The following is a 19,799-nucleotide window of genomic DNA, read 5'->3' on the forward strand; positions in this document are numbered from 1 at the left end:
ATTCTGTTACGCCCGTGCCTGGCGGGCGTGGGAACGCGTTATGATCGCGACGCCGCGCGCCACCCCAGAACAAGAACCTCGGGCGCCCGGATTCGGGAATCGCCTTCATGCCCAGCACCCCCCTCGATGCCCAGCTCGACCTGGCCCTGGTTTCCCCCTTCCTGCTGCAGACCCTCGCCGAAGTCGCCAGCGACAAGGGCGTGAGCAGCGAGCGCCTTTGCCTCGGCCTCGGCTTCACCGTCGAGGAACTGCAGGACCCGGCCCAGCGCATCTCCTACCGCCAGGCCGTGAGCATGATCCAGCGCGCGCTGGCGGCGCTGCCGGAGCGCGGCCTTGGCCTGTGGGTGGGCAACCACAACGTGCTCGGCACCCTCGGTCTGCTCGGTCACGTGCTGTCGCTGTGCAAGACCCTGCGCGATGCCTTCGAGATCGGCCGGCGCTTCCAGCACACCACCGGCAGCATGGCGGTCTGCAATCTGCTGGAAGGCCCCAAGGAGAGCTTCGTCGAAGTCGAATGCCGTCTGCCCTACGCCGATGTCCAGGTGTTCGCGGTGGAGGAGTTCTTCGCCAGCCTGCTGGTCTACAACCGCACGCTGATCGGTACCGAGTTCCAGCCCCTGCGCTTCGAGTTCACCCATGCCGCGCCGAGCTACGAGGCCGAGTACGTGCGCCTGCTCGGGCCTAACCTGCGCTTCGGCTGCCTGCACAACCGCATGGTGATCGCCAGCCACTGGCTCGACCTGCAGCTGCCCAGCCACCAGCCGGTCGCCCTGCGCCAGGCGCTCAAACTGCTGGAGGCGGAGTGCGCCCAGGTGCAGGGGAAGATGGGACTGCTGGAGACGGTGGAGCGCGCCATCCTCCGTGACCTGCCCCACGGCAGCCACATCGACAAGGTCGCCGCCGACCTCAACATGAGCAGCCGCACCCTGCGCCGGCGCCTGGGCGAGCACGAGGTGACCTTCGATGCCCTGCAGGAGCAGGTACGCCGGGCGCGGGCCATGAGCCTGCTGGGCAACCCGGACATGCCCATCGAACGCATCGCCGAAGAGCTCGGCTACAGCGACGTGCGCGGCTTCCGCCGCGCCTTCAAGCGCTGGACCGGCCAGAGCCCGTCCGCCTGCCGTGGCGAGGTGGCGGGAACGGCGCACTGAGGCGGCCGGCATCCTCTTGAGATAAATGCTGCGCGTTGCGTCGCCACTGGCAGCCTTGCATCGCGAGGTCATCGCCTATGCTTTGAGCACGTGAAGGACGAGCCGGGAAGGATGCTATGGCTACGGTGCTGCTCGCCGACGCCACGCCCATTGTGCGTAGCGCGCTGCGAGATCTGCTGGAGGATATGGGGCACGAGGTCGTGCAGGAAGCCGCCGACGTGCCGACGGCGCTCACCTTGACGCGCGAGTGCAAGCCGCAACTGGTGATCCTTGAGATCGCGCTGCCGGGCTCCGACGGGCTCGACCTGTTGCGCCGCCTGCGGGCGCGCGATGCCTCGCAGAAGGTGCTGGTCTACAGCCGCCAGAACGCCGCGCACTTCGCCCCCCTGTGTTTCCAGTCGGGCGCCAGCGGCTTCGTCAGCAAGCAGGAGGACATGGCGATCCTGCGCAAGGCGATCGCCGACGTCCTGGCGGGACGCGGCCATTTTGCCCGCGAGCACATGCAGCCGGGCGGAGGCAGCGAACTGGATTGCCTGACGCGGCGCGAGTCCGCCGTGCTGCGGCTGATCGCCGAGGGCAAGACCAATCTGCGTATCGCCGAAGAGCTGCGCATCAGCTTCAAGACGGTCAGCACCTACAAGGCGCACCTGCTGGAAAAACTCCATGTCAGCTCGAACGTCGAGCTGGCCGAAGTGGCTCGGCGCAATGGTCTGGTGGCCGGCCACGAGCCTGCGGCGGGCGCCGTGCTGGCCACTGCGCTCCCGGCGGAGCTGGGCCTGCTGCGCCACCTGGTGGACGCGGCTCCCAACCCGATGTTCGTACGATCGACAGAGGGGCAACTGCTGTTCTGCAACCAGAAATTCCTCGACTACTACCGCATCAGTGCCGAGGAGGCCCTGGGCTCGGGATTTGCCGATGCCCACTGGTTCCCTCCCGCCGTGCGCAAGACGCTTCCCGACGGTTTTGTCCGCGTCGCCCGTGAAGGCGTGCCGATGGCGGTCACCACGCGCGTGGAAATATTCGGCGAGGCCAGGGTCATGCACTACTGGATGGTGCCGTACCGTGATGCCCAGGGGCGGGCAAGCGCAATCCTCGGCGGGTTGCAGGACGTCACCGAGAGTGAAGGGCAACTGGTGACGCTGCGCGATCAGTTGCTTGCCGTCGAGGCGCATGAGCGCCGTCAGGCAGAATTCTACGAGGCCTCGCTGCAGGAGCTGGCCGGGCGCGTCGCCGCGCTCGGGCTGCACCCGGCCACGCCTGGACTCTCCGCGCTGAACGTCCGCCTGGAACGGTTGCGACGCCTGTGCCAGTTGCCGGAGAAGTCGGTCGCCACGGCCACCCAGGCCTGCGACCTGCCAGCCCTCATCGAGCGCTGCCTGGCCGGCCAGCCGGAAACGCTGTTCGGCGTTCAACGCATCGATGCACGGCGCGTCTGGCTGGACACCGGCGCGTTCACCGAATGGATGGCGACCGCGCTCGGTCTGCTGCAACCCGATATCGACCATCTGGCGCTGATCCACCTCGACATGCGCGTCCGAGAACAGGGCCGGGTCCACGCAAGGTTTGAGCTGAGCGGTCAGCCCGCACCGGAAAGCATCATCGATCTCAACCACTGCAGGCGGATGGCGGAGTACCTGGAGGGAAGCTTCGCCCACGGGCGGCATGATGATCGCGTGGAAATCGAGCTCGAACTGATGCTGCCCCAGGCAGGTCCGGCATGAGTGATTGAGGAATAACTCTGATGGCGGTACCCGGAGGACTCTGAGTTCGCTCGCGCCGAGCGCTTAATAGCATGTGTGCAACTCGAAAACTTTCCGGAGTTGCCACCATGACCCGCTTCTCGAACGCCTCCGTTACCCGCCGCCCCTGCGTGCTTTCCTCGCTGGTGCTGGCCCTGTTGCTCGCCAGCGGTTCGGCCCTGGCCGAACCGGCCAGCGCACCGCAGCAAGCCGTCCCGTCGTCCCAGCCCGGCCATGCCCGGGAGGTGATCCAGCCCCTGGTGCTGCTGGCCCATCAGCAACTGCTGGAGGGCGACCTTGCCTCCGCCCAGGCCTTGCTGCGCCAAGCTGGCGCCCAAGGGCAGGGTGGCCCCCGCGCGCTGGCCGAACAGGCCTTCATCGAAGACGCCAGCGGCCGTCACATGCGCGCCCGGCAGTTCTACGACGCCCTCAAGGGCAGCGACCAGGCGGCAGTCATTGCCGTCCCCGCTGCGGTGAACCTGGCCGAGCTCGGCCGCTTCGAGTCATCGCTCAAGGCCTTCGATCAACTGCAACGGCAATCGGCCAATGCGCAGGTGAAGGCCTATGCGGGGCTCTGGAAACTCTGGCTGGCCGCCCGCACCGCCAGTGATGCCGGGGTGAAGCCCGAAACCACCAAGGCACGGGTGCAGAAGCTGGCCCGTGCCATCCAGCCGGCCACCGCGCAACAGCGCGCACTGCTAGCCCTGTATCAGGGCAAGACCGACGTCTCGGCAGTCTTCGCCGAAATCGACGCTCTGCAAGCCCCCGATGCGGTGAAGCGCGACCTGCGCACCGAAGCCGGGCTCTTTGCCGGCGCCTATCTCGATTACGTCCGCCAGGACCATGCCTCTGCGCTGCGCACTTACCAGCGAGCCCTCCAGCAGTCCCGCCTCACGGCGATGGAGCGCCCCCTGCTGATTCAGACCAGCCGCGCCCTGCAGCTGTCCTCGCGCTGATTCATTCCCCCGGATTTTCACTACCCACCCCAGGGTTGCCCCCTGGAAGGAGCCCCTCATGAACAGGATTTATCGTGTCGTCTGGTCCAAAGCCCAGCATTGCTGGCATGTGGCCTCGGAATTCGCTCGCAGCGCCGGCAAGGGAGGGCGCGCACTGGCCGTGCTCAGCCTCGGCGCACTGAGCGGCCTGTATGGCCTGGATTCCGAGGCTGCCGCCGGCTCCGCCACGGAGCGATCCATCGCCGGTAATCCCGGCCTGTACGTCAACGACAGCAACGACTCGGGCTGCGTGTTCGTGCATGACACCGGTGTCAGCGGCGACATGGGTTGGAAGTACGACGGTAACAACAGCAACTGCAAGCCCAACGACAAGGCGACCCAGACCGGTCGGGTGCTGTTCTACGGCACCGGCAGCCAGGCCGACGGCACCAACTCGCTGACCCTCGGCAACGAGCTGTACGTCAACGGTGGCCGCATCGGTCTGAACAACAAGATCGACGGCAGCAACTCCCTGGCAATCGGCAACGTGGGCACTGATGCGCTGGGCAATCCCACCGGTACTCGCGCTACGGGCGTAGATTCAGTCTCCATCGGCAACAACGCAGTGGCCAGCCAGCAGAACGCGTTGGCACTGGGCACCGGTGCTCAGGCGCAAGCCCAGGATGGCGTCGCCATCGGCTCCGGCTCGATTGCCCAGACCAAAGCCGGCGTGGCCGGCTATGTCCCTGTAGGTGCATCCCAGGCTCAGGTCGACGCCATCAATGCCACCGGCAGTACGCTGGGCGCCGTGGCCGTCGGTGATGCCGCCAGCGGCAAATTCCGCCAGATCACCGGCCTAGCCGCCGGTACCCAGGACAGCGATGCGGTCAACGTAGCGCAACTCAAGGGCCTGGTCGGCAGCGCCACCGCCGATGGGGTGATGTACGACGACGGAAGCCACAACACGGTGACCCTGGGCGGCAATACCTACGACAACAGCACACACACGGGTGGCACGACGATCACCAACCTGGCCAATGGTGTGAAGGACAGCGACGCGGTCAACGTTTCGCAACTCAATGAGCTGGCCAATACCCCGCTGACCTTTGTCGGCAACGCCGGCTCGGTGCAGAAGAAGCTGGGCGAAGCCATGGTCATCCAGGGGACTGCCAGCACAGCGGGCAGCTACTCGGGCAACAACCTGCGGACCGAGGTGGATGGCGCCGGCAACCTGCAACTGCTGATGGCCGATGACCCCGTGTTCAACTCGGTGACCACCGGCAATACGCGGATCGATGGCAACGGCCTGACCATCAATGGCGGTCCGAGCGTGACCTTCAACGGCATCGACGCCGGCTACCGGAAGATCATCAATGTCGCCCCGGGTGATATCAGTGCGAACTCGTCCGAAGCGGTCAATGGTTCGCAGCTGTATTCCACCAACCAGCAGGTGGAACAGAACACCACGGACATCAGCAACGTGACCAACACCATCAACAACTACAGCAATGGCACTGCCGGCCCGGTCCAGCGCACGGGCACGGACCAGTTGTCCCTGATCGCCGCTGGCGGCGATGCGTACAACCCGGGGAACGCGCAAGTGCTGACTAACGTGGCCCAGGGTGCCGTCAGCCCGAGCTCTGTCGATGCGGTCAACGGTTCCCAGCTCTATGGCCTGGCCAACTCTACTGCCAACGCCATGGGGGGCGGTTCGACGGTCAACCCGGACGGTTCGATTTCCGCCCCGACCTATTACGTCGATGGCACGACGGTCAACAACGTCGGGGACGCCATTACCCACATCGACGGCCGCGTCACCCAGAACACCACCAACATCACCAGCCTGCAGCAGGATGCGCTGCAATGGAACGATGCACTGGGTGCCTACGATGCCAGCCATGGCTCGGGCGATGCGCAGAAGATCACCCACGTAGCCGCAGGCGACATCAGCGCTGACTCGACCGATGCCGTCAACGGCTCGCAATTGAACGCGACCAACCAGCAGGTGGATGCCAATACCAACAAAATCACCAACCTGGATGGCCGGGTGACCAACGTGGAAGGCGACGTGACCAACCTGCAGGGCGACGTGACCAACCTCGACGGCCGTGTCACCAACATCTACGACACCGGCACCAAGTACTTCCACGCCAACTCCACCGGCACCGACTCGGTCGCCTCGGGCGTGGACTCGGTGGCCATTGGCATGGGCGCGCTGTCCAGCCATGACGGCAGCGTTGCCCTGGGCGCCGGCTCCGTCGCCAACGGCAGCACCCTCGGCCACGAAGCCTACCTGGTGGGTGGCACCGCCACCGGCGAGGTCAACATCGGCGACCGCCGCATCACCGGCGTCTCGGCGGGCGCGGACGATACCGATGCGGTCAACGTGTCGCAGTTGAAGGCGACCACTGCCGCCTCGGTGGCCGACGCGGTGATGTACGACAACAGCACCCACAACAGCATCACCCTGGGTGGGGGCACCTACGACAACAGCACCCACACCGGTGGCACCACCATCACCAATGTGGCCAACGGCGTGAACGACAGCGACGCGGTGAACATGTCTCAGCTCAACGAGACCAACACCAACGTCGCCAACGTAGACAACCGCGTGACCGACGTTAAAGGCGACGTGACCAACCTCGACGGTCGTGTCAGCAACATCTACGACACCGGCACCAAGTACTTCCACGCCAACTCCACCGGCACCGACTCGGTCGCCTCGGGTGTGGATTCGGTGGCCATTGGCATGGGCGCGCTGTCCAGCCATGACGGCAGCGTTGCCCTGGGCGCCGGCTCCGTCGCCAACGGCAGCACCCTCGGCCACGAAGCCTACCTGGTGGGTGGCACCGCCACCGGCGAGGTCAACATCGGCGACCGCCGCGTGACCGGCCTGTCGGCTGGCGCCGACGACACCGACGCGGTCAACGTCGCCCAGCTCAAGGCCATCACCAGCGGAGCTGTCGCTGATGCGGTGATGTACGACAACAGCTCCCACGACAGCATCACCCTGGGTGGCGCGACGTACAACAGCGTGACCAGGACTGGCGGTACCAAGATCACCAATGTCGCACGTGGCGAGAACGACAGCGACGCGGTGAACATGTCCCAGCTCAACGAGACCAACGCCCAGGTCAGCAACATCGACGGCCGCGTCACCACCGTCGAGGGCAGCATCACCAGCATCAACAATGGCGGTGGCATCAAGTACTTCCACGCCAACTCGACCAAGGCCGACTCGGTCGCCAGCGGTGCTGATTCCGTGGCCGTGGGTCCGAACGCCAAGGCCGGCGGCAAGGGCTCCGTCGCCATGGGCGAGAGCGCCAGTGCCACGGCCGATGGCAGTGTGGCCCTGGGGCAGGGGGCCAGCGACAACGGCCGCGGCGCGGAAAGCTACATCGGCAAGTACTCCAACGCGGCCAACGCCAGCGTCGGCACCGTTTCGGTGGGCAATGCCACCACCGGAGAAACCCGCACCCTCAGCAACGTCGCCGATGGCAAGCAAGCCACCGATGCGGTCAACCTGCGCCAGCTCGACGGCGCCGTGGCCGAGTCCAAGCAGTACACCGACGACTCCATCCAGAACGTCAACACCCAGGTCGCCAACGTCACCAGCAATGTCAGCAACCTCGACAACCGGGTGACCCACGTCGAGGGCGATATGAGCAAGGTGCAGAACGGCACTGACGGCATGTTCCAGGTGAACAACACCTCCAACCTGCCGAAGCCGAAACCGACGGGTCGGGATTCGGTTGCCGGTGGGGCAGGGGCGGAGGCGGCAGGGGCCAGCAGTGTCGCCATTGGCACCCAGTCCAAGGCTACGGGTGAAAACTCGGTTGCCATGGGTAATGGCGCCAGTGCCTCGGCGAGTAACTCGGCGGCCGTGGGCGCCGGCTCGGTGGCCGATCGCGCCGGCAGCGTCTCTGTCGGCAGCGCAGGCAACGAACGGCAGATCACCAACGTGGCCGCCGGCACCGCGCCGACCGATGCGGTGAACTTCGGCCAGTTGCAGCAGAGCATGGGGGACATCTCCAACCAGTTCTACGACTACACCGACTCCCGCTACAACGCGCTGCGCCATGACCTGAAGAAGCAGGACGACATCCTCAGCGCCGGCATCGCCGGGGCCATGGCCATGGCGACCTTGCCGCAACCCTACGTACCGGGCGCGAGCATGGCCGCCGTCGGCCTGGGCAACTACCGCGGACAGGGGGCGCTGGCCGTCGGCGTCTCGCGGATATCCGACAACGGCAAGTGGGTGACCAAGCTGCAGGCCACTTCCAGCACTCAAGGTGATGCCGGCGTTGCCGCCGGTGTCGGTTACCAGTGGTGAGTTTTTCCATCCGGGCCCGGCTGCGGCCGGGCCGTCCCCAGGAGGTCAAAATGAACGCTTTCAATTTCCCCGTCGTACGTACCCTCGCCATGGCCTGCGCCGGACTGCTTCTGGCGGCCTGCGGCAACCTCAGCACTGTCGACCAGCAGGGCCACAGCAGCGCACCGAAGTTCCCCGCCATCGGTGATTCCTACCGTCCGCAGGGCAGCTACGTGAACCTGGAAAACCTGTTCAAGGTTCAGCCGGGCATGGCCAAGGCGCAGCTCTACGAGCTGCTCGGCGCCCCGCACTTCAACGAAGGCCTGTTCGGCGTACGGGAGTGGGACTACATCCTGCGTTTCCGCCGTGCCAATCAGGCTGACCTGGTCTGCCAGTACAAGGTGCTGTTCGACAAGGACATGCAGGCGCAGAGCTTCCTGTTTCTGCCCGCCGACTGCCTCACCCAGCTCAAGCCAGCGCCTGTCGCCGAGCCCGCCGTCCTACCGGCGCAGCGCGTCACCCTGGCCGGCGACGCCACTTTCGCCTTCGGCAGCGCCAGCCTGAGCGACGCCGGCCGCGACAGCCTCGGACGCCTGGCCATGCAGTTCAAGGCGCAGCATCCGCAACGGATCAGCATTACCGGCCACACCGACCGTCTCGGATCGCCGGCCTACAACCTCGACCTGTCCCGCCAGCGCGCCGAGGCCGTGCGTGACTACCTGGCCGCCGCCGGCGTGCCGGCGGCGCTGATGCAGGTACGCGGTGTTGGTGCGGCCGAGCCGGTTGCTACGTGCCCGGAAGCACCGCGTGCACAGTTGATCCGTTGCCTGGCGGCGGACCGCCGGGTCGTCGTCGAATCCAGCGCCAGCCTGGCGCAAACCCATCAGGAATGAGGAACGAGCCATGACTACCCACAGCAAATGGCTGACCGCGATGCTCCTGCCGCTCTGCCTTCTGTCCGGCTGCAAGGGCAGCGACCAGACCGCCGCAACCACCGTCACACCCGCCAAGGCCCTCGGCACGCTGGAATACCCGGCGCTGCCGGTGATCCGTAACGCTCTGTTCAGCATGACGCCCCTGGTGGACGGCAAGCGCAATCCGGCGGTGATGCAGCATATCTGCGGCCTGGCCCGCGGCGAGACCAGCCAGGCGGAGGTCGATCGCTTCGTCGCGGCCAGCAGTGAAAACAGCGAGAACCTGAAGAAGAAGGGCGGCGTGACCGCATTGCTGGTCAGCGGCAACCGTACCGGGCAGCAGATCGCCTGTGCCGCCTACCTGGCGACCGCGCCGCTGATCCAGGTCGACGGCAACGAGTTCCTCGCTGATGGCAAGAGTACTGATGGCAAGCTGCGGATCGACCAGGCGCGGCTGGCCGAGGTCATGGCGGTGCGCATCGCCCTGGCCCGCACCGACGCGGAGTACTTCAGCCTGATCGCCGACAAGCTGCAGCAGACCCCGGGCCTGACCGACGCCCAGTACCAGGCGCGCACCCGCGAGCTGTTCTCCGAGCTTGCACCGGCGTTCCTCCAGCGCGTCAAGCAGCAGATGCCCTTGCCGGGTACGCGTTTCGATATCAAGCGCCTGGATAGCCAGCGGTTCGCCTTCGGCACTTCCAATGGCGGGGAGTACGAGTACAGCAACGATGGCATGACCCTGCGCCAGGACAACATCACCTGGTACGGAGAGGGCCAACTGATGGGCCAGCGGCGCATGCTGAAGATCGCCTACTACCCCGAAGCCGTCACCCAGCGCATGGACTAGTCGCCAGCCGCGAACATGCCGTGATCGGCCGCAAACTCACGGCGAGGAGCACCCGCTCCTCGCCGTGAGTCATTTCTTCCTACGGTTTTTGTCATTCGTGTCAGCGGGTTGGCGACGCAAGGGCACCGAGGGAAAAACGCTCGGCAGGAACCGGGCGCACAGCAGCGTGCGGCACGAGCTGGGCCTGGTCTGCAATGACGAGGACTAAGCCTGCGGCCTACTGCTCAGTCGGTACAGATATCCAGGATGGCCCGCGCCGCCGCCGCGGTGCCGCGCGAGGCCTGCATTTGTGCGCGCACGGTGGTCAGGCGTTGGTGCATGGCCTGGTCTGCAAAGAGTTCGGCCAGCGCCTTGGGCAAGGCGGCGATCGGGTCTTCGTAGCGCGGCAGGTAACACGCCACACCGACCTCCTCGGCACGCCGGGCGTTGTCGTGGCCGTCCCAGCAGTAGGGGATGATCACCGACGGTAACCCGTGGTAGAGCGCCTCGCAGAAGCTGTTGTTGCCGCCGTGGTGAATGAACAGCTGGCATTCGCGCAGCACCGCCGGCTGCGGGAACCAGCTGTCGAGGTAGACGTTGTCCGGCACCGTGTCGTAGTGCTCGCGGTAGGCGCCAACGTTGATCAGGAAGCGGTAGGGCAGTTGCGCCACGGCGTCGATCAGCTTCTGCATCATCGCCACGTCGGCGGCGCCGAGGCTGCCGAAGCTCACATAGATCAGCGGTGCGTCATCGTGCCGGGGGAACTGTGGCGGGATGTAGGGCGCCTCGCTGCGCACGCAGCCGTCGAGGTACAGGTAGCGTTCGGCGGGCAGCGGGTTGGCGCGCTTGTAGCGCACCGGCGTGGGCGACAGCAGCAGGTTCAGCCAGGGCGAGTCTTCGAGGAACTGGCCGGGGGGCAGGGCGGGGTGGCCGCACTCGGCGAGGAAGCGGGCGAAACGCTCGTGGGTGGGTTTCACCGCCTGCAGATAGTGCTCGCGGAAGGTTGCGCAGGCCTGCGGATCGCTGCTGCTGGCCCCTGACAGGTAGGGCGGCACGGCTGGGTCCGGCAGTTCGGTCTCGGCGCAGGAGACCATGCGCACCCAGGGGCAGCCGGCGGCGGCGATGGCGGGGAAGGCCACCACGTTGTCCAGCACGATGGCGTCGGGCTTGAGCCGGGCGAGCAGTTGTTGCAGCGGTCGCTCCGACTCGATGGCGGTATCGATGATGGCTTCCCAGGCCGGCGCCACGTAGCTGTCGATCTGCGCCAGTGGCGTCTGGTCGAAGTAGGGCACGTTGCGCTCGATGAAGCGCTCCCAGTAGTGCTGGTGGTCGGCGGCGGACAGCGGCGAGTCCAGTTGCAGCGGGTACTCGGCGAAACCGTACTCGGCGAAGATGCCCTGGAAGTGCGAATGGCAGATGAACACCGGGCGCGCGCCGAGTTCGCGCAGCGCCTGGGCGATGCCGATGCAGTTCAGCGCGGCGCCGAAGCTGGCTTCGGGGAAGAAGGCGATGGTTCTTGTTCTTTGCGTCATGGGCACGTCCATGGACAAACAGGCACTGCGTGAAACTGATACTGCATTTTTTCGCTAAAAAAAACACATGACGCAAAAAATAGTCAGCGACGAGCTCCGGTGAAGGACTGCGGAATCCCTCGATTGGCCGTCTGCGGACGCTGCGCCGCGGACAGCCGCAGGTGCAGGCGCATCAGGTCGGCGGCGACTTCCAGCTGGCCGCGTTCGATCTGCTCGATGATCCGCAGGTGCTCGCGCAGCGCTTCCTGCAGGCGGTGCACGCTGACCATCGGCAGCAGGTTTGGCAGGCGGCGCAGGCGCTGGTGCTGCAGCAGGGCGTCGCCGACGAAGCGGTTGCCGCAGCTCTGGGCGACCAGCTCGTGGAAGCTGATGTCCAGCTCGCGGAATTGCGCGACGTCGAAGCGCTCGATGGGCGCCGCCAGCAGCTCTTCCATGGCGCCACGCAGTAGCGCCAGGCGCGCCAGGTCCGGGTCGAAGCCGGGGGCGAGCAAGGCTTCGGGTTCAAGGATCAGGCGGTAGCGCAGGCTGTCTTCCAGCGCCGCGAGGTTGTTCAGCAACGGGCGGAACGACCAGCTCTGCCCGGCTCCGCGCTCCAGCACCTGGTCTTCGCTGAGCTGCGCCAGCACCTTCTGCGCGGCGGCGCGATTGATGTCGTAGCGGCGCATCAGTTCGCTGGCGCTGAGGCTGTTGCCCAGCCTGCCGGCCATGCGGTCACGCAGCACCGAGGCGGCCAGGGCCTGTTCCTCTGCCTGGGGCAGGGCGGGGCCGAGCACCTGGGCGGACGGGTCGGCGCAGAGTCGATAGCCCTTGCCTGGTTCGTGGGCCACCAGGCGCTGCTCCAGCAGCAGGTCGAGACCGGCGCGGATCAGCGTGCGCGACACCCCGAAGGTGCGCGCCAGTTGCTGCTCGGACAGCGCGGCACCGTCACCCAGGCCGCTGTCCTGGGCGTGCTCGATGATCCGCCGGGCCAGCTCCAGATGATTGGTGCGCGGTTTTTTTTCGGTGTCCTTGCTCAAGCCGTTCTCTCTCCGACAGGGGTTTCGGCGATGCGAGCCCCTTATGCCACAGGGAAGGGGGTGCAACAAGGATGCAAGAAATAGTTGACTTCGCCAGTCGTTCGGTTTTTATTTTGAAAAAAAGACATGTAGTACGCTTTTCGCTCCGCTGCCTTCGAAACAACAACAACCATCGCTAGGTGCGCAAGATGAAGCTGAAGACCATGCTCTACGCGGGGGCTACCCTCGCGCTCACGCTGTCGGCCACCACCGCCAGCGCCAAGGACCTCGTGATCTCCATCTGGGACGGCTACATGGCCCCGGATGCCCTCGAGAAGTTCCAGAAAGCCACCGGCCTCGAGGCCGACAAGTCGCTCCACGCCACCAACGAAGAGATCATGGGCAAGCTCATGGCCTCCGGCGGCGAAGGCTACGACGTGGTGTTCGTCTCCTCGCCCTTCGCCGAGATCCTGCACAAGCAGGGCCTGCTCGCCGACATCGATCCGGCCAAGGTGCCGAATCTCAAGAATCTCTACCCCGAAGCGCAGAAGCTCGAATACGACCCGGGCAACCACTTCTCCGTGCCCTACACCTGGGGCACCACCGGCATCTGCTACCGCTCCGACAAGGTCAGCCCGGCGCCGGCTTCGTGGAGCGACCTGCTCAAGCCGTCCGATGCGCTCAAGGGCAAGACCACCATGCTCGCCACTGACCGCTGGCTGCTCGGCGCGGGCTTCCTGGCCAACGGCTGGTCGGTGAACGACGGCAACCCGGACCAGATCAACGCGGTGCGCGACCAGCTGATCGCCACCAAGAAGCGCCTGCTGTCCTTCGACGACACCACCTTCTACTCCAAGCTGGCTTCGGGCGAGGCGCTGATGGCCCACGCCTGGGACGGCTGGTGCAACTACGGCACCCAGGCCAACGAGTCGATCAAGTTCGTGGTGCCCAAGGAGGGTTCCGACCTCTGGGTGGACACCATGGTCGTGCTCAAGAGCTCGAAGAACCCCGAGGCGGCCTACCGCTTCATCAACTACATGCTCGAACCGGCCAACCATGCGTGGGTCGCGGAGAACATCCTCTACAAGGTGCCCAACCAGGCGGCGATGGCGACACTGAAGCCTGACCTGCTGGCCAAGTACCCCAACCTCACCACCACGCCGGCCGAACTGGTCAAGCAACAGCAACTGCGTGACGTGGGCGGCTCTACGCAGAAGGCGTATACCCGCGCGGTGACGGAAATCATGGCTGCACAGTAGGGCCGGCTGCGCGTCGGCGATGCTGCGTTGAGAACAAGCGCGGGCTTGCTCATTTAGCGGCCTAAACTCCGCGCCCACGCTTGTTCTCGCCTTGCCTCGCTCTAGCTCGCTCGCCCCGCAAGTTCACTGCATTTAATCACCCTGAACCACCCCGCCCGGCGGGGTTGGGGGAACTACGCATGACCGCTTTGTCCGCCGACCGAAAACTGTCGGCCTGGCTGCTCGCGCCCGGTCTGGGCTGGCTGGCCCTGTTCCTGCTGCTGCCGTGCCTGCTGGTACTGCTCTACAGCTTCCTCGAACGCGGTGCCTATGGCGGCATCGACTACGTGTTCACCTGGGAGAACTACCGCCGCGCGGTGGACCCGCTGTACCTCGACATCCTCCTGCGCTCGGCGAAGATCGCCGGCCTGGCCATGCTGTTCGCGGTGCTCATCGGCTACCCGGCGGCCTATGCCATCACCCGCGCCACGCCGCGCCGGCAGGCGGTGTACCTGTTCCTGGTGATGCTGCCGTTCTGGAGCAACTACCTGATCCGCACCTACGCCTGGATCGTGCTGCTTAACCGCGAGGGCCTGCTCAACCGCCTGTTCAGCCTGCTGGGCTACAGCGGCGAGCCGATCAGCCTGCTGTACACCGACGCCACCGTGGTGCTCGGGCTGGTCTACAACTACATCCCCTTCGTCATCCTCGCCATCTACAGCTCGCTGTCGCGCATCGACAACGAACTCTGGGAAGCCTCGCGGGACCTCGGCGCCTCCGGCTGGACCACCTTCCGCCGGGTGATCCTGCCGCTGTCGGTGCCGGGTGTGGCGGCCGGTGCGGTGTTCGTCTTCGTGCTGTCGATCGGCAACTTCATCACCGCCGACCTGCTCGGCGGCAAGCAGGTGCAGATGGTCGGCAACCTGATCTACGCGCAGTTCCTCACCGCGCGGGACTGGCCGTTCGGCTCGGCGCTGAGCTTCTTCCTGATCGGCATCATGTTGCTTCTGCTGTTCATCCAGGCCCTGGTCTCGCGCCGGGCCCAGGGCGCTGAGGGCGAACGCCATGCGTAATTCTTCCGGTATCGCACTCGGTGCGCACCTGTGGCTGGTGTACGCCTTCCTTTATGTACCGATCCTGGTGCTGATACTGTTGTCGTTCAACGCCAGCGGCCTGCCCACCGCCTGGGGCGGCGCCTCGCTCAAGTGGTACGCCAAGCTGCTGGCCAATGCCTCGATCCAGCATGCCGCGCTGAACACCCTGATCGTCGCGCTGACCTCCACTTTCATCGCCTGCGTGCTCGGCACGCTGCTCGCCCTGGGCGTGGAGATGCGCGCCCGCAACAGCGGTGGCAGGAAGGGCGGCAATATCGCCGACACCCTGCTGATGGCGCCGATGATCATCCCCGACATCGTACTGGCCATCGCGCTGCTGAGCTTCTTCAACCTGCTGAAGATGAGCCTGGGGCTGCACTCCATCATCCTCAGCCACGTGGTGTTCAACATTGCCTTCGTCTGCGCGGTGGTGCGCACCCGGCTCAAGCACTTCGACTACTCGATCCTCGAAGCCAGCATCGACCTGGGCGCCGGCTGGTTCACCACCGCGCGCCGGGTGCTGCTGCCGGCGATCTTCCCCGGCGTGCTGGCGGGGGGGCTGCTGGCGTTCACCCTGTCGGTGGACGAATTCATCATTGCCTTCTTCAACGCCGGCTCCGGCAGCGCCTCCACCACGCTGCCGATGCAGATCTACTCGATGATCCGCTTCGGCGTGACTCCCGAGATCAATGCCCTCGCCACCCTGGTGATGCTGGTCAGCTTCACCGCGCTGTTCGCTTCCCAACGTCTGAACAAGGTGCCCAAAGCCCATGACTAAGTCTTCCGACCTGCTCGTGCTGGACCAGGTGAGCAAATCCTATGGCGAGGGCCTGACGGCGGTGGACCAGGTGTCCCTGGCGATCCGCGAGAACGAGTTCTTCGCGCTGCTGGGCCCGTCCGGCTGCGGCAAGACCACCCTGATGCGAATGATCGCCGGTTTCGAGACGCCCAGCTCCGGCGCCATCTACCTGGGCGGCCAGGACATCTCGCCGCTGCCGCCGAACAAGCGCCCGCTGAACCTGATGTTCCAGTCCTACGCGCTGTTCCCCAACATGACCGTGCGCGGCAACATCGCCTACGGCCTGGAGATGGAGAAGTTGCCCGCCAGCGAGATTCGCCAGCGCGTGGACGCGGTGCTGGAAACCGCGCAGCTCGGCCAGATGGCCAACCGCCGGCCGGACCAGCTTTCCGGCGGCCAGCGCCAGCGCGTTGCCCTGGCCCGCGCGCTGGTCAAGCGCCCGCGCGTGCTGCTGCTGGACGAACCGCTCGGCGCACTGGACAAGAAGCTGCGCGAGAAGATGCAACTGGAGCTCAAGCGCCTGCAGCACGAGAGCGGCATCACCTTCATCATGGTTACCCACGACCAGGAAGAAGCCCTGGTCATGTCCGACCGCATGGCCGTGCTGCGCGACGGCAAGGTCTGCCAGTGCGGCAGCCCCAGCGAGCTGTACGAGAACCCGGGCAACCGCTTCGTCGCCGACTTCATCGGCGTCAGCAACCTGATCGAGGGGCGCCGCGTCGGTACCAATCGCCTGCAGGCGGGGGATCAGGTGCTGAGCATCGAGACCACCGCCGAGTCCAGTCCCGAGAGTGTGACCCTCGCACTGCGCCCGGAACGCCTGCGCGTGCTCACCGACTCGACCCCCGCCACCGACAACCAGATCTTTGGGGAGGTGGCGGAAGTGGCCTACCACGGCCTGGACACCAACCTGCACGTGAACACGGCACTTTCCAGCAAGCCGCTGATCGTTCGTGTGCCGTCCTCCGACTACGACTTCTTGCGCCTCGCCGCCGGCATGCCGGTGCGCCTTGGCTGGGATGCGCGGCATGCCCGCGTGCTGACTCACTGACTGCCTAGAACAACAAGACCTACAGGAGAGCACCATGAGTAGTGAACGCAAGGTCATCGCATTCTTCCCCGAGGCCGCCTACGGCCCGGCCCTCAACTCCGTCGGTATCGCCCAGGCCTGCGAGGCACTGGGGCACAAGGCGGTGTTCCTCACCGACCCGGGCATGACCGGGGTCTACTCGGCCTACGGCTTCGAGGAGCACTACGTGAACATGTCCGAGCCGATGCCGGCCGAGGAGATGGCGCGCTACTGGACCGACTTCATCAACGGCCACATCCCCAACTTCCGCAAGGCGCCCATCGACCAGCTCGATAACTACGTGAAGGAGTGCTGGGAGGCCATCGTCTCCACCTCCAAGTGGGCGCAGAAGGAGCTGCCGGCGATCCTCGACAAGATCAAGCCGGACCTGATCTGTGTCGACAACGTGATCCTCTTCCCGGCCATCAAGCACTACGGCAAGCCCTGGGTGCGGATCATCTCCTGCTCGGAGAACGAGGTGCATGACCCGGATATCCCGCCGTACCTGTCGGGCATGAGCGTGGACGACAAGGCGGGCCACGCGCGCTTCCAGAAGCGCTTCGAGGAAGTGATCGCGCCCATTCATGCCGACTTCAACGACTTCCTCGCCCAGTGCGGCGAGCGGCCGTATCCGCTGGGCACTTTCTTCGAGGAGTCGCCCTACATGAACCTGCTGCTCTATCCGGACCCGGTGAAGTTCGAGCGCCGTCATCCGCTGCCAGCGCGGCAGTTCCACTATCTGCAGGGCTGCGTGCGCACCGACAAGCCCTACGAGATTCCGCAGTTCAAGGCGCACAACGACAAGCCGCTGCTCTACGTGAGCTTCGGCAGCCTCGGTTCCGGTGACGTCGACCTGCTCAAGCGCCTGGTCACCGCCATCGGCAAGCTGCCGTACCGCGCGCTGTTCAACGTCGGCGAGCACGTGGAGAAGTACACCGACCTGCCGGACAACGTGATCGTTTCCAACTGGTACCCGCAGCCTTCGGTGATCGCCCAGGTCGACGCGGTGATCCACCACGGCGGCAACAACAGCTTCACCGAGTGCCTGTTCTTCGGGAAGCCGGCCATCGTCATGCCCTACGTCTGGGACGGTCACGACAACGCCATGCGCGCCCAGGAAAGTGGCCACGGCCTGCGCATGGACCGCTACGACTGGAGCGAGGAGGACCTGGCGCGAAACCTCGCCCAGTTGCTCACCGACTCGCGCATGGGCGAGCGCCTGCAGCGCACCAGCGACTACATGCGTTCGCGCAAGGGCCCGGAAGACGCCGCGCGCATCCTGGACAAGGTGATGAGCAATGCCTGAATTCAAAGCCGATTCGTCCGCGCCGCACATCCTCGGCGCCCGCGACTACGACGACCTGGTGGACTGGGGCGTGCAGTCCGACGCCCTCGAAGGCGTCTCGCACTCCAGCGGTCGCCTGCTGTTCAAGGGTCCGAACAACAGTCCCGAGACCGGCCTGTGGGTCTGCACCCCCGGCCGCTGGCGGCTGTCGATCCCCCGCGACGAGCTCTGCCACTTCGTCTCCGGGCGCGCTACTTACCGCTCGGACGAAGGCGAGGTGATCGAGGTCGAGCCCGACACCCTGGTGCTGTTCCCGGCCGGCTGGACCGGCGAATGCACCGTGCACACCACCCTTCGCAACCTCTACATGCTGGCCTGAGTTCGTAGGGTGGATAACGCCTTAGGCGTTATCCGCCATCGATCCTGCGCCGAATCCATCGGCGGATAACCGCAAGCGGTTATTCGCCCTACGCCTTATCCGGCCGCCTTAGTGGGTGGCCATTGCTGGAGAAAGACATGAAGACCCCCGTTATCTATCGCCCCCTGCAGGTCACCGAACTCAAGGACTGGGGCGTGATCCCGACCATGCTCGAAGGCGAGTCCCACGTCAGCGGCGTGGTCCTGCACAAGGGGCCCGAAGGCCAGTCCGAATGCGGCATCTGGCACTGCACGCCGGGCAAGTGGTTCTGCCACGTCACCAGCGACGAGTTCTGCCACTTCCTCGAAGGCCGCTGCACCTACGTGCACGAGTCCGGCGAGGTGATCGAGATCGAGCCGGACACCGCGGCCTTCTTCCCCAAGGACTGGAAGGGCGTGTGCACCGTGCACGAGACCATCAAGAAGGTCTACATGATCCGGTGATGCCATGAGCCTGACCCTGGAAACCAACCGTGCCGAGGCCCGCGAGATGTTTCTCGCAGGGCTCGGCCATGCCGGCCGGCCTATTCACGCGCTCCCGGCCGACGCCTCGGCCCGACGCTACTTCCGCCTGGAAGGGCAGGGACTGCTGCTGATGGACTCGCCGCCGGGCGCGGAACCGCTGGCGCCCTACCTGCGAGTGGCGCAATTGCTGCGCGGCTGCGGGCTGTCGGCGCCGAAGGTGCTGGCCTCGGATGTCGAGCTGGGCCTGGCGCTGGTGGAGGACTTCGGTCACGCCACCTATACCCGGTTGCTCGCCGTCGGCCACGACGAGGCGGCGCTGTACCGCCTCGCCGTGGATGCGCTGGTGCGCCTGCATCGGGCCGGCCCCCAGGCCGCCGAAGGTGTGCCGGCCTATGACGGCCGGAAGCTGGGCGAGGAGGCGGCGCTGTTCATCGACTGGTATGCGCCGTTGCTGGTGGGGGCGCGGAATGCCGCCCAACTGCGCGAGGCCTACCTTGATGCCTTCGCCACGGCGTGCCGTGAAGTCGCCATGCGCCGCGAGGTGCTGGTGCTACGCGACTACCACGTCGACAACCTGATGCTGCTGGCCGACCGCGAAGGCGTCGGCGCCTGCGGCTTGCTGGACTTCCAGGATGCCCTCTGCGGCTCGCCCGCCTATGACCTGATGTCCCTGCTGGAGGACGCCCGTCGCGATGTGTCCGAAGCGATGCGGGTGTCATTGCTCGCTCACTACCTGTGCCAGCGCCCGGAGGTCGATGGCCGCCGCTTCATGGCCGATTACCAGGCACTGGCCGCGCAGCGCCACGCCAAGGTGCTGGGCATCTTCGTGCGCCTGGCCCGGCGGGATGGCAAGACCGGTTACCTGACCCACCTGCCGCGGGTGCTCGGACTGTTCCAGCGGGCGCTGGACAGCGAGCTGCTGCGCCCCTTGCGTGACCTGCTCGATGCCGAACTCCCTTCCTGGCGCCAGCCGCTGACCGGCGAGCTGCTCGCCGAACGCCTGGCCGCCCACTGAATCCTTGCGGAGC

The 19,799-nt window shown here is 65.8% G+C and carries 16 protein-coding genes; 14 read left to right on the forward strand and 2 right to left on the reverse strand.

What is annotated here, in order from left to right; translation table 11 throughout:
* Positions 1-107 precede the first annotated feature (107 nt).
* From ACNFBT_RS22990 to ACNFBT_RS23015, 6 genes are all read left to right on the forward strand, one after another.
* Positions 108-1,151, forward strand: a complete 1,044-nt coding sequence (locus ACNFBT_RS22990) for an AraC family transcriptional regulator (protein WP_416753042.1) — start codon at positions 108-110, stop codon at positions 1,149-1,151.
* A gap of 116 nt (positions 1,152-1,267) precedes the next feature.
* Positions 1,268-2,872, forward strand: a complete 1,605-nt coding sequence (locus ACNFBT_RS22995; protein WP_416753043.1) for a response regulator — start codon at positions 1,268-1,270, stop codon at positions 2,870-2,872.
* Between the two features lie 107 nt (positions 2,873-2,979).
* The gene (locus ACNFBT_RS23000; RefSeq protein WP_416753044.1) at positions 2,980-3,846 is read left to right on the forward strand and encodes a hypothetical protein; all 867 of its coding nucleotides are present in this window, start codon (positions 2,980-2,982) and stop codon (positions 3,844-3,846) included.
* Between the two features lie 58 nt (positions 3,847-3,904).
* Entirely contained in the window at positions 3,905-8,158 is a 4,254-nt protein-coding gene (locus ACNFBT_RS23005; RefSeq protein WP_416753045.1) for a YadA-like family protein, read from the forward strand.
* 50 nt (positions 8,159-8,208) lie between these two features.
* Positions 8,209-9,030 carry an OmpA family protein gene (locus tag ACNFBT_RS23010; protein WP_416753046.1) on the forward strand — a complete coding sequence of 274 codons (822 nt, stop codon included), beginning with the start codon at positions 8,209-8,211 and terminating at the stop codon, positions 9,028-9,030.
* Positions 9,031-9,040: 10 nt separating this feature from the next.
* Positions 9,041-9,898, forward strand: a complete 858-nt coding sequence (locus ACNFBT_RS23015) for a hypothetical protein (RefSeq protein WP_416753047.1) — start codon at positions 9,041-9,043, stop codon at positions 9,896-9,898.
* 224 nt (positions 9,899-10,122) lie between these two features.
* On the opposite strand, the gene ACNFBT_RS23020 is transcribed toward ACNFBT_RS23015, so the two are convergent.
* On the reverse strand, positions 10,123-11,409 hold the full coding sequence (locus ACNFBT_RS23020) for a glycosyltransferase (protein ID WP_416753048.1): 1,287 nt from the start codon (positions 11,407-11,409) through the stop codon (positions 10,123-10,125).
* A gap of 83 nt (positions 11,410-11,492) precedes the next feature.
* Positions 11,493-12,425, reverse strand: coding sequence for an FCD domain-containing protein (locus ACNFBT_RS23025; RefSeq protein ID WP_416753049.1), 933 nt, complete (start codon positions 12,423-12,425; stop codon positions 11,493-11,495).
* Positions 12,426-12,613: 188 nt separating this feature from the next.
* Between ACNFBT_RS23025 and ACNFBT_RS23030 the strand changes: the two genes are divergently transcribed.
* From ACNFBT_RS23030 to ACNFBT_RS23065, 8 genes are all read left to right on the forward strand, one after another.
* Positions 12,614-13,663, forward strand: coding sequence for a polyamine ABC transporter substrate-binding protein (locus ACNFBT_RS23030; protein ID WP_416753050.1), 1,050 nt, complete (start codon positions 12,614-12,616; stop codon positions 13,661-13,663).
* Between the two features lie 179 nt (positions 13,664-13,842).
* Positions 13,843-14,715 (forward strand): ABC transporter permease, encoded by an 873-nt coding sequence (locus tag ACNFBT_RS23035; protein ID WP_416753051.1) that lies wholly within the window; start codon positions 13,843-13,845, stop codon positions 14,713-14,715.
* A complete protein-coding gene (locus ACNFBT_RS23040) occupies positions 14,708-15,514 on the forward strand; it encodes an ABC transporter permease (RefSeq protein ID WP_416753052.1) in 807 nt (268 codons plus the stop codon). The genes ACNFBT_RS23035 and ACNFBT_RS23040 overlap by 8 nt, the downstream gene beginning before the upstream one ends.
* Positions 15,507-16,586 (forward strand): ABC transporter ATP-binding protein, encoded by a 1,080-nt coding sequence (locus ACNFBT_RS23045; RefSeq protein WP_416753053.1) that lies wholly within the window; start codon positions 15,507-15,509, stop codon positions 16,584-16,586. The genes ACNFBT_RS23040 and ACNFBT_RS23045 overlap by 8 nt, the downstream gene beginning before the upstream one ends.
* A 34-nt stretch (positions 16,587-16,620) precedes the next feature.
* Positions 16,621-17,910 (forward strand): nucleotide disphospho-sugar-binding domain-containing protein, encoded by a 1,290-nt coding sequence (locus tag ACNFBT_RS23050; protein ID WP_416753054.1) that lies wholly within the window; start codon positions 16,621-16,623, stop codon positions 17,908-17,910.
* Positions 17,903-18,268, forward strand: a complete 366-nt coding sequence (locus ACNFBT_RS23055; RefSeq protein ID WP_416753055.1) for a cupin domain-containing protein — start codon at positions 17,903-17,905, stop codon at positions 18,266-18,268. The genes ACNFBT_RS23050 and ACNFBT_RS23055 overlap by 8 nt, the downstream gene beginning before the upstream one ends.
* 137 nt (positions 18,269-18,405) lie before the next feature.
* Complete coding sequence (locus tag ACNFBT_RS23060; protein WP_081518261.1) at positions 18,406-18,750, forward strand: cupin domain-containing protein; 345 nt, start codon at positions 18,406-18,408, stop codon at positions 18,748-18,750.
* Positions 18,751-18,754: 4 nt separating this feature from the next.
* The gene (locus tag ACNFBT_RS23065; RefSeq protein ID WP_416753056.1) at positions 18,755-19,786 is read left to right on the forward strand and encodes an aminoglycoside phosphotransferase family protein; all 1,032 of its coding nucleotides are present in this window, start codon (positions 18,755-18,757) and stop codon (positions 19,784-19,786) included.
* Positions 19,787-19,799: the final 13 nt, after the last annotated feature.

It is taken from the genome of Pseudomonas sp. NY15181, assembly GCF_048068055.1.
In the GTDB taxonomy this organism is placed as follows: Bacteria; Pseudomonadota; Gammaproteobacteria; order Pseudomonadales; family Pseudomonadaceae; genus Pseudomonas.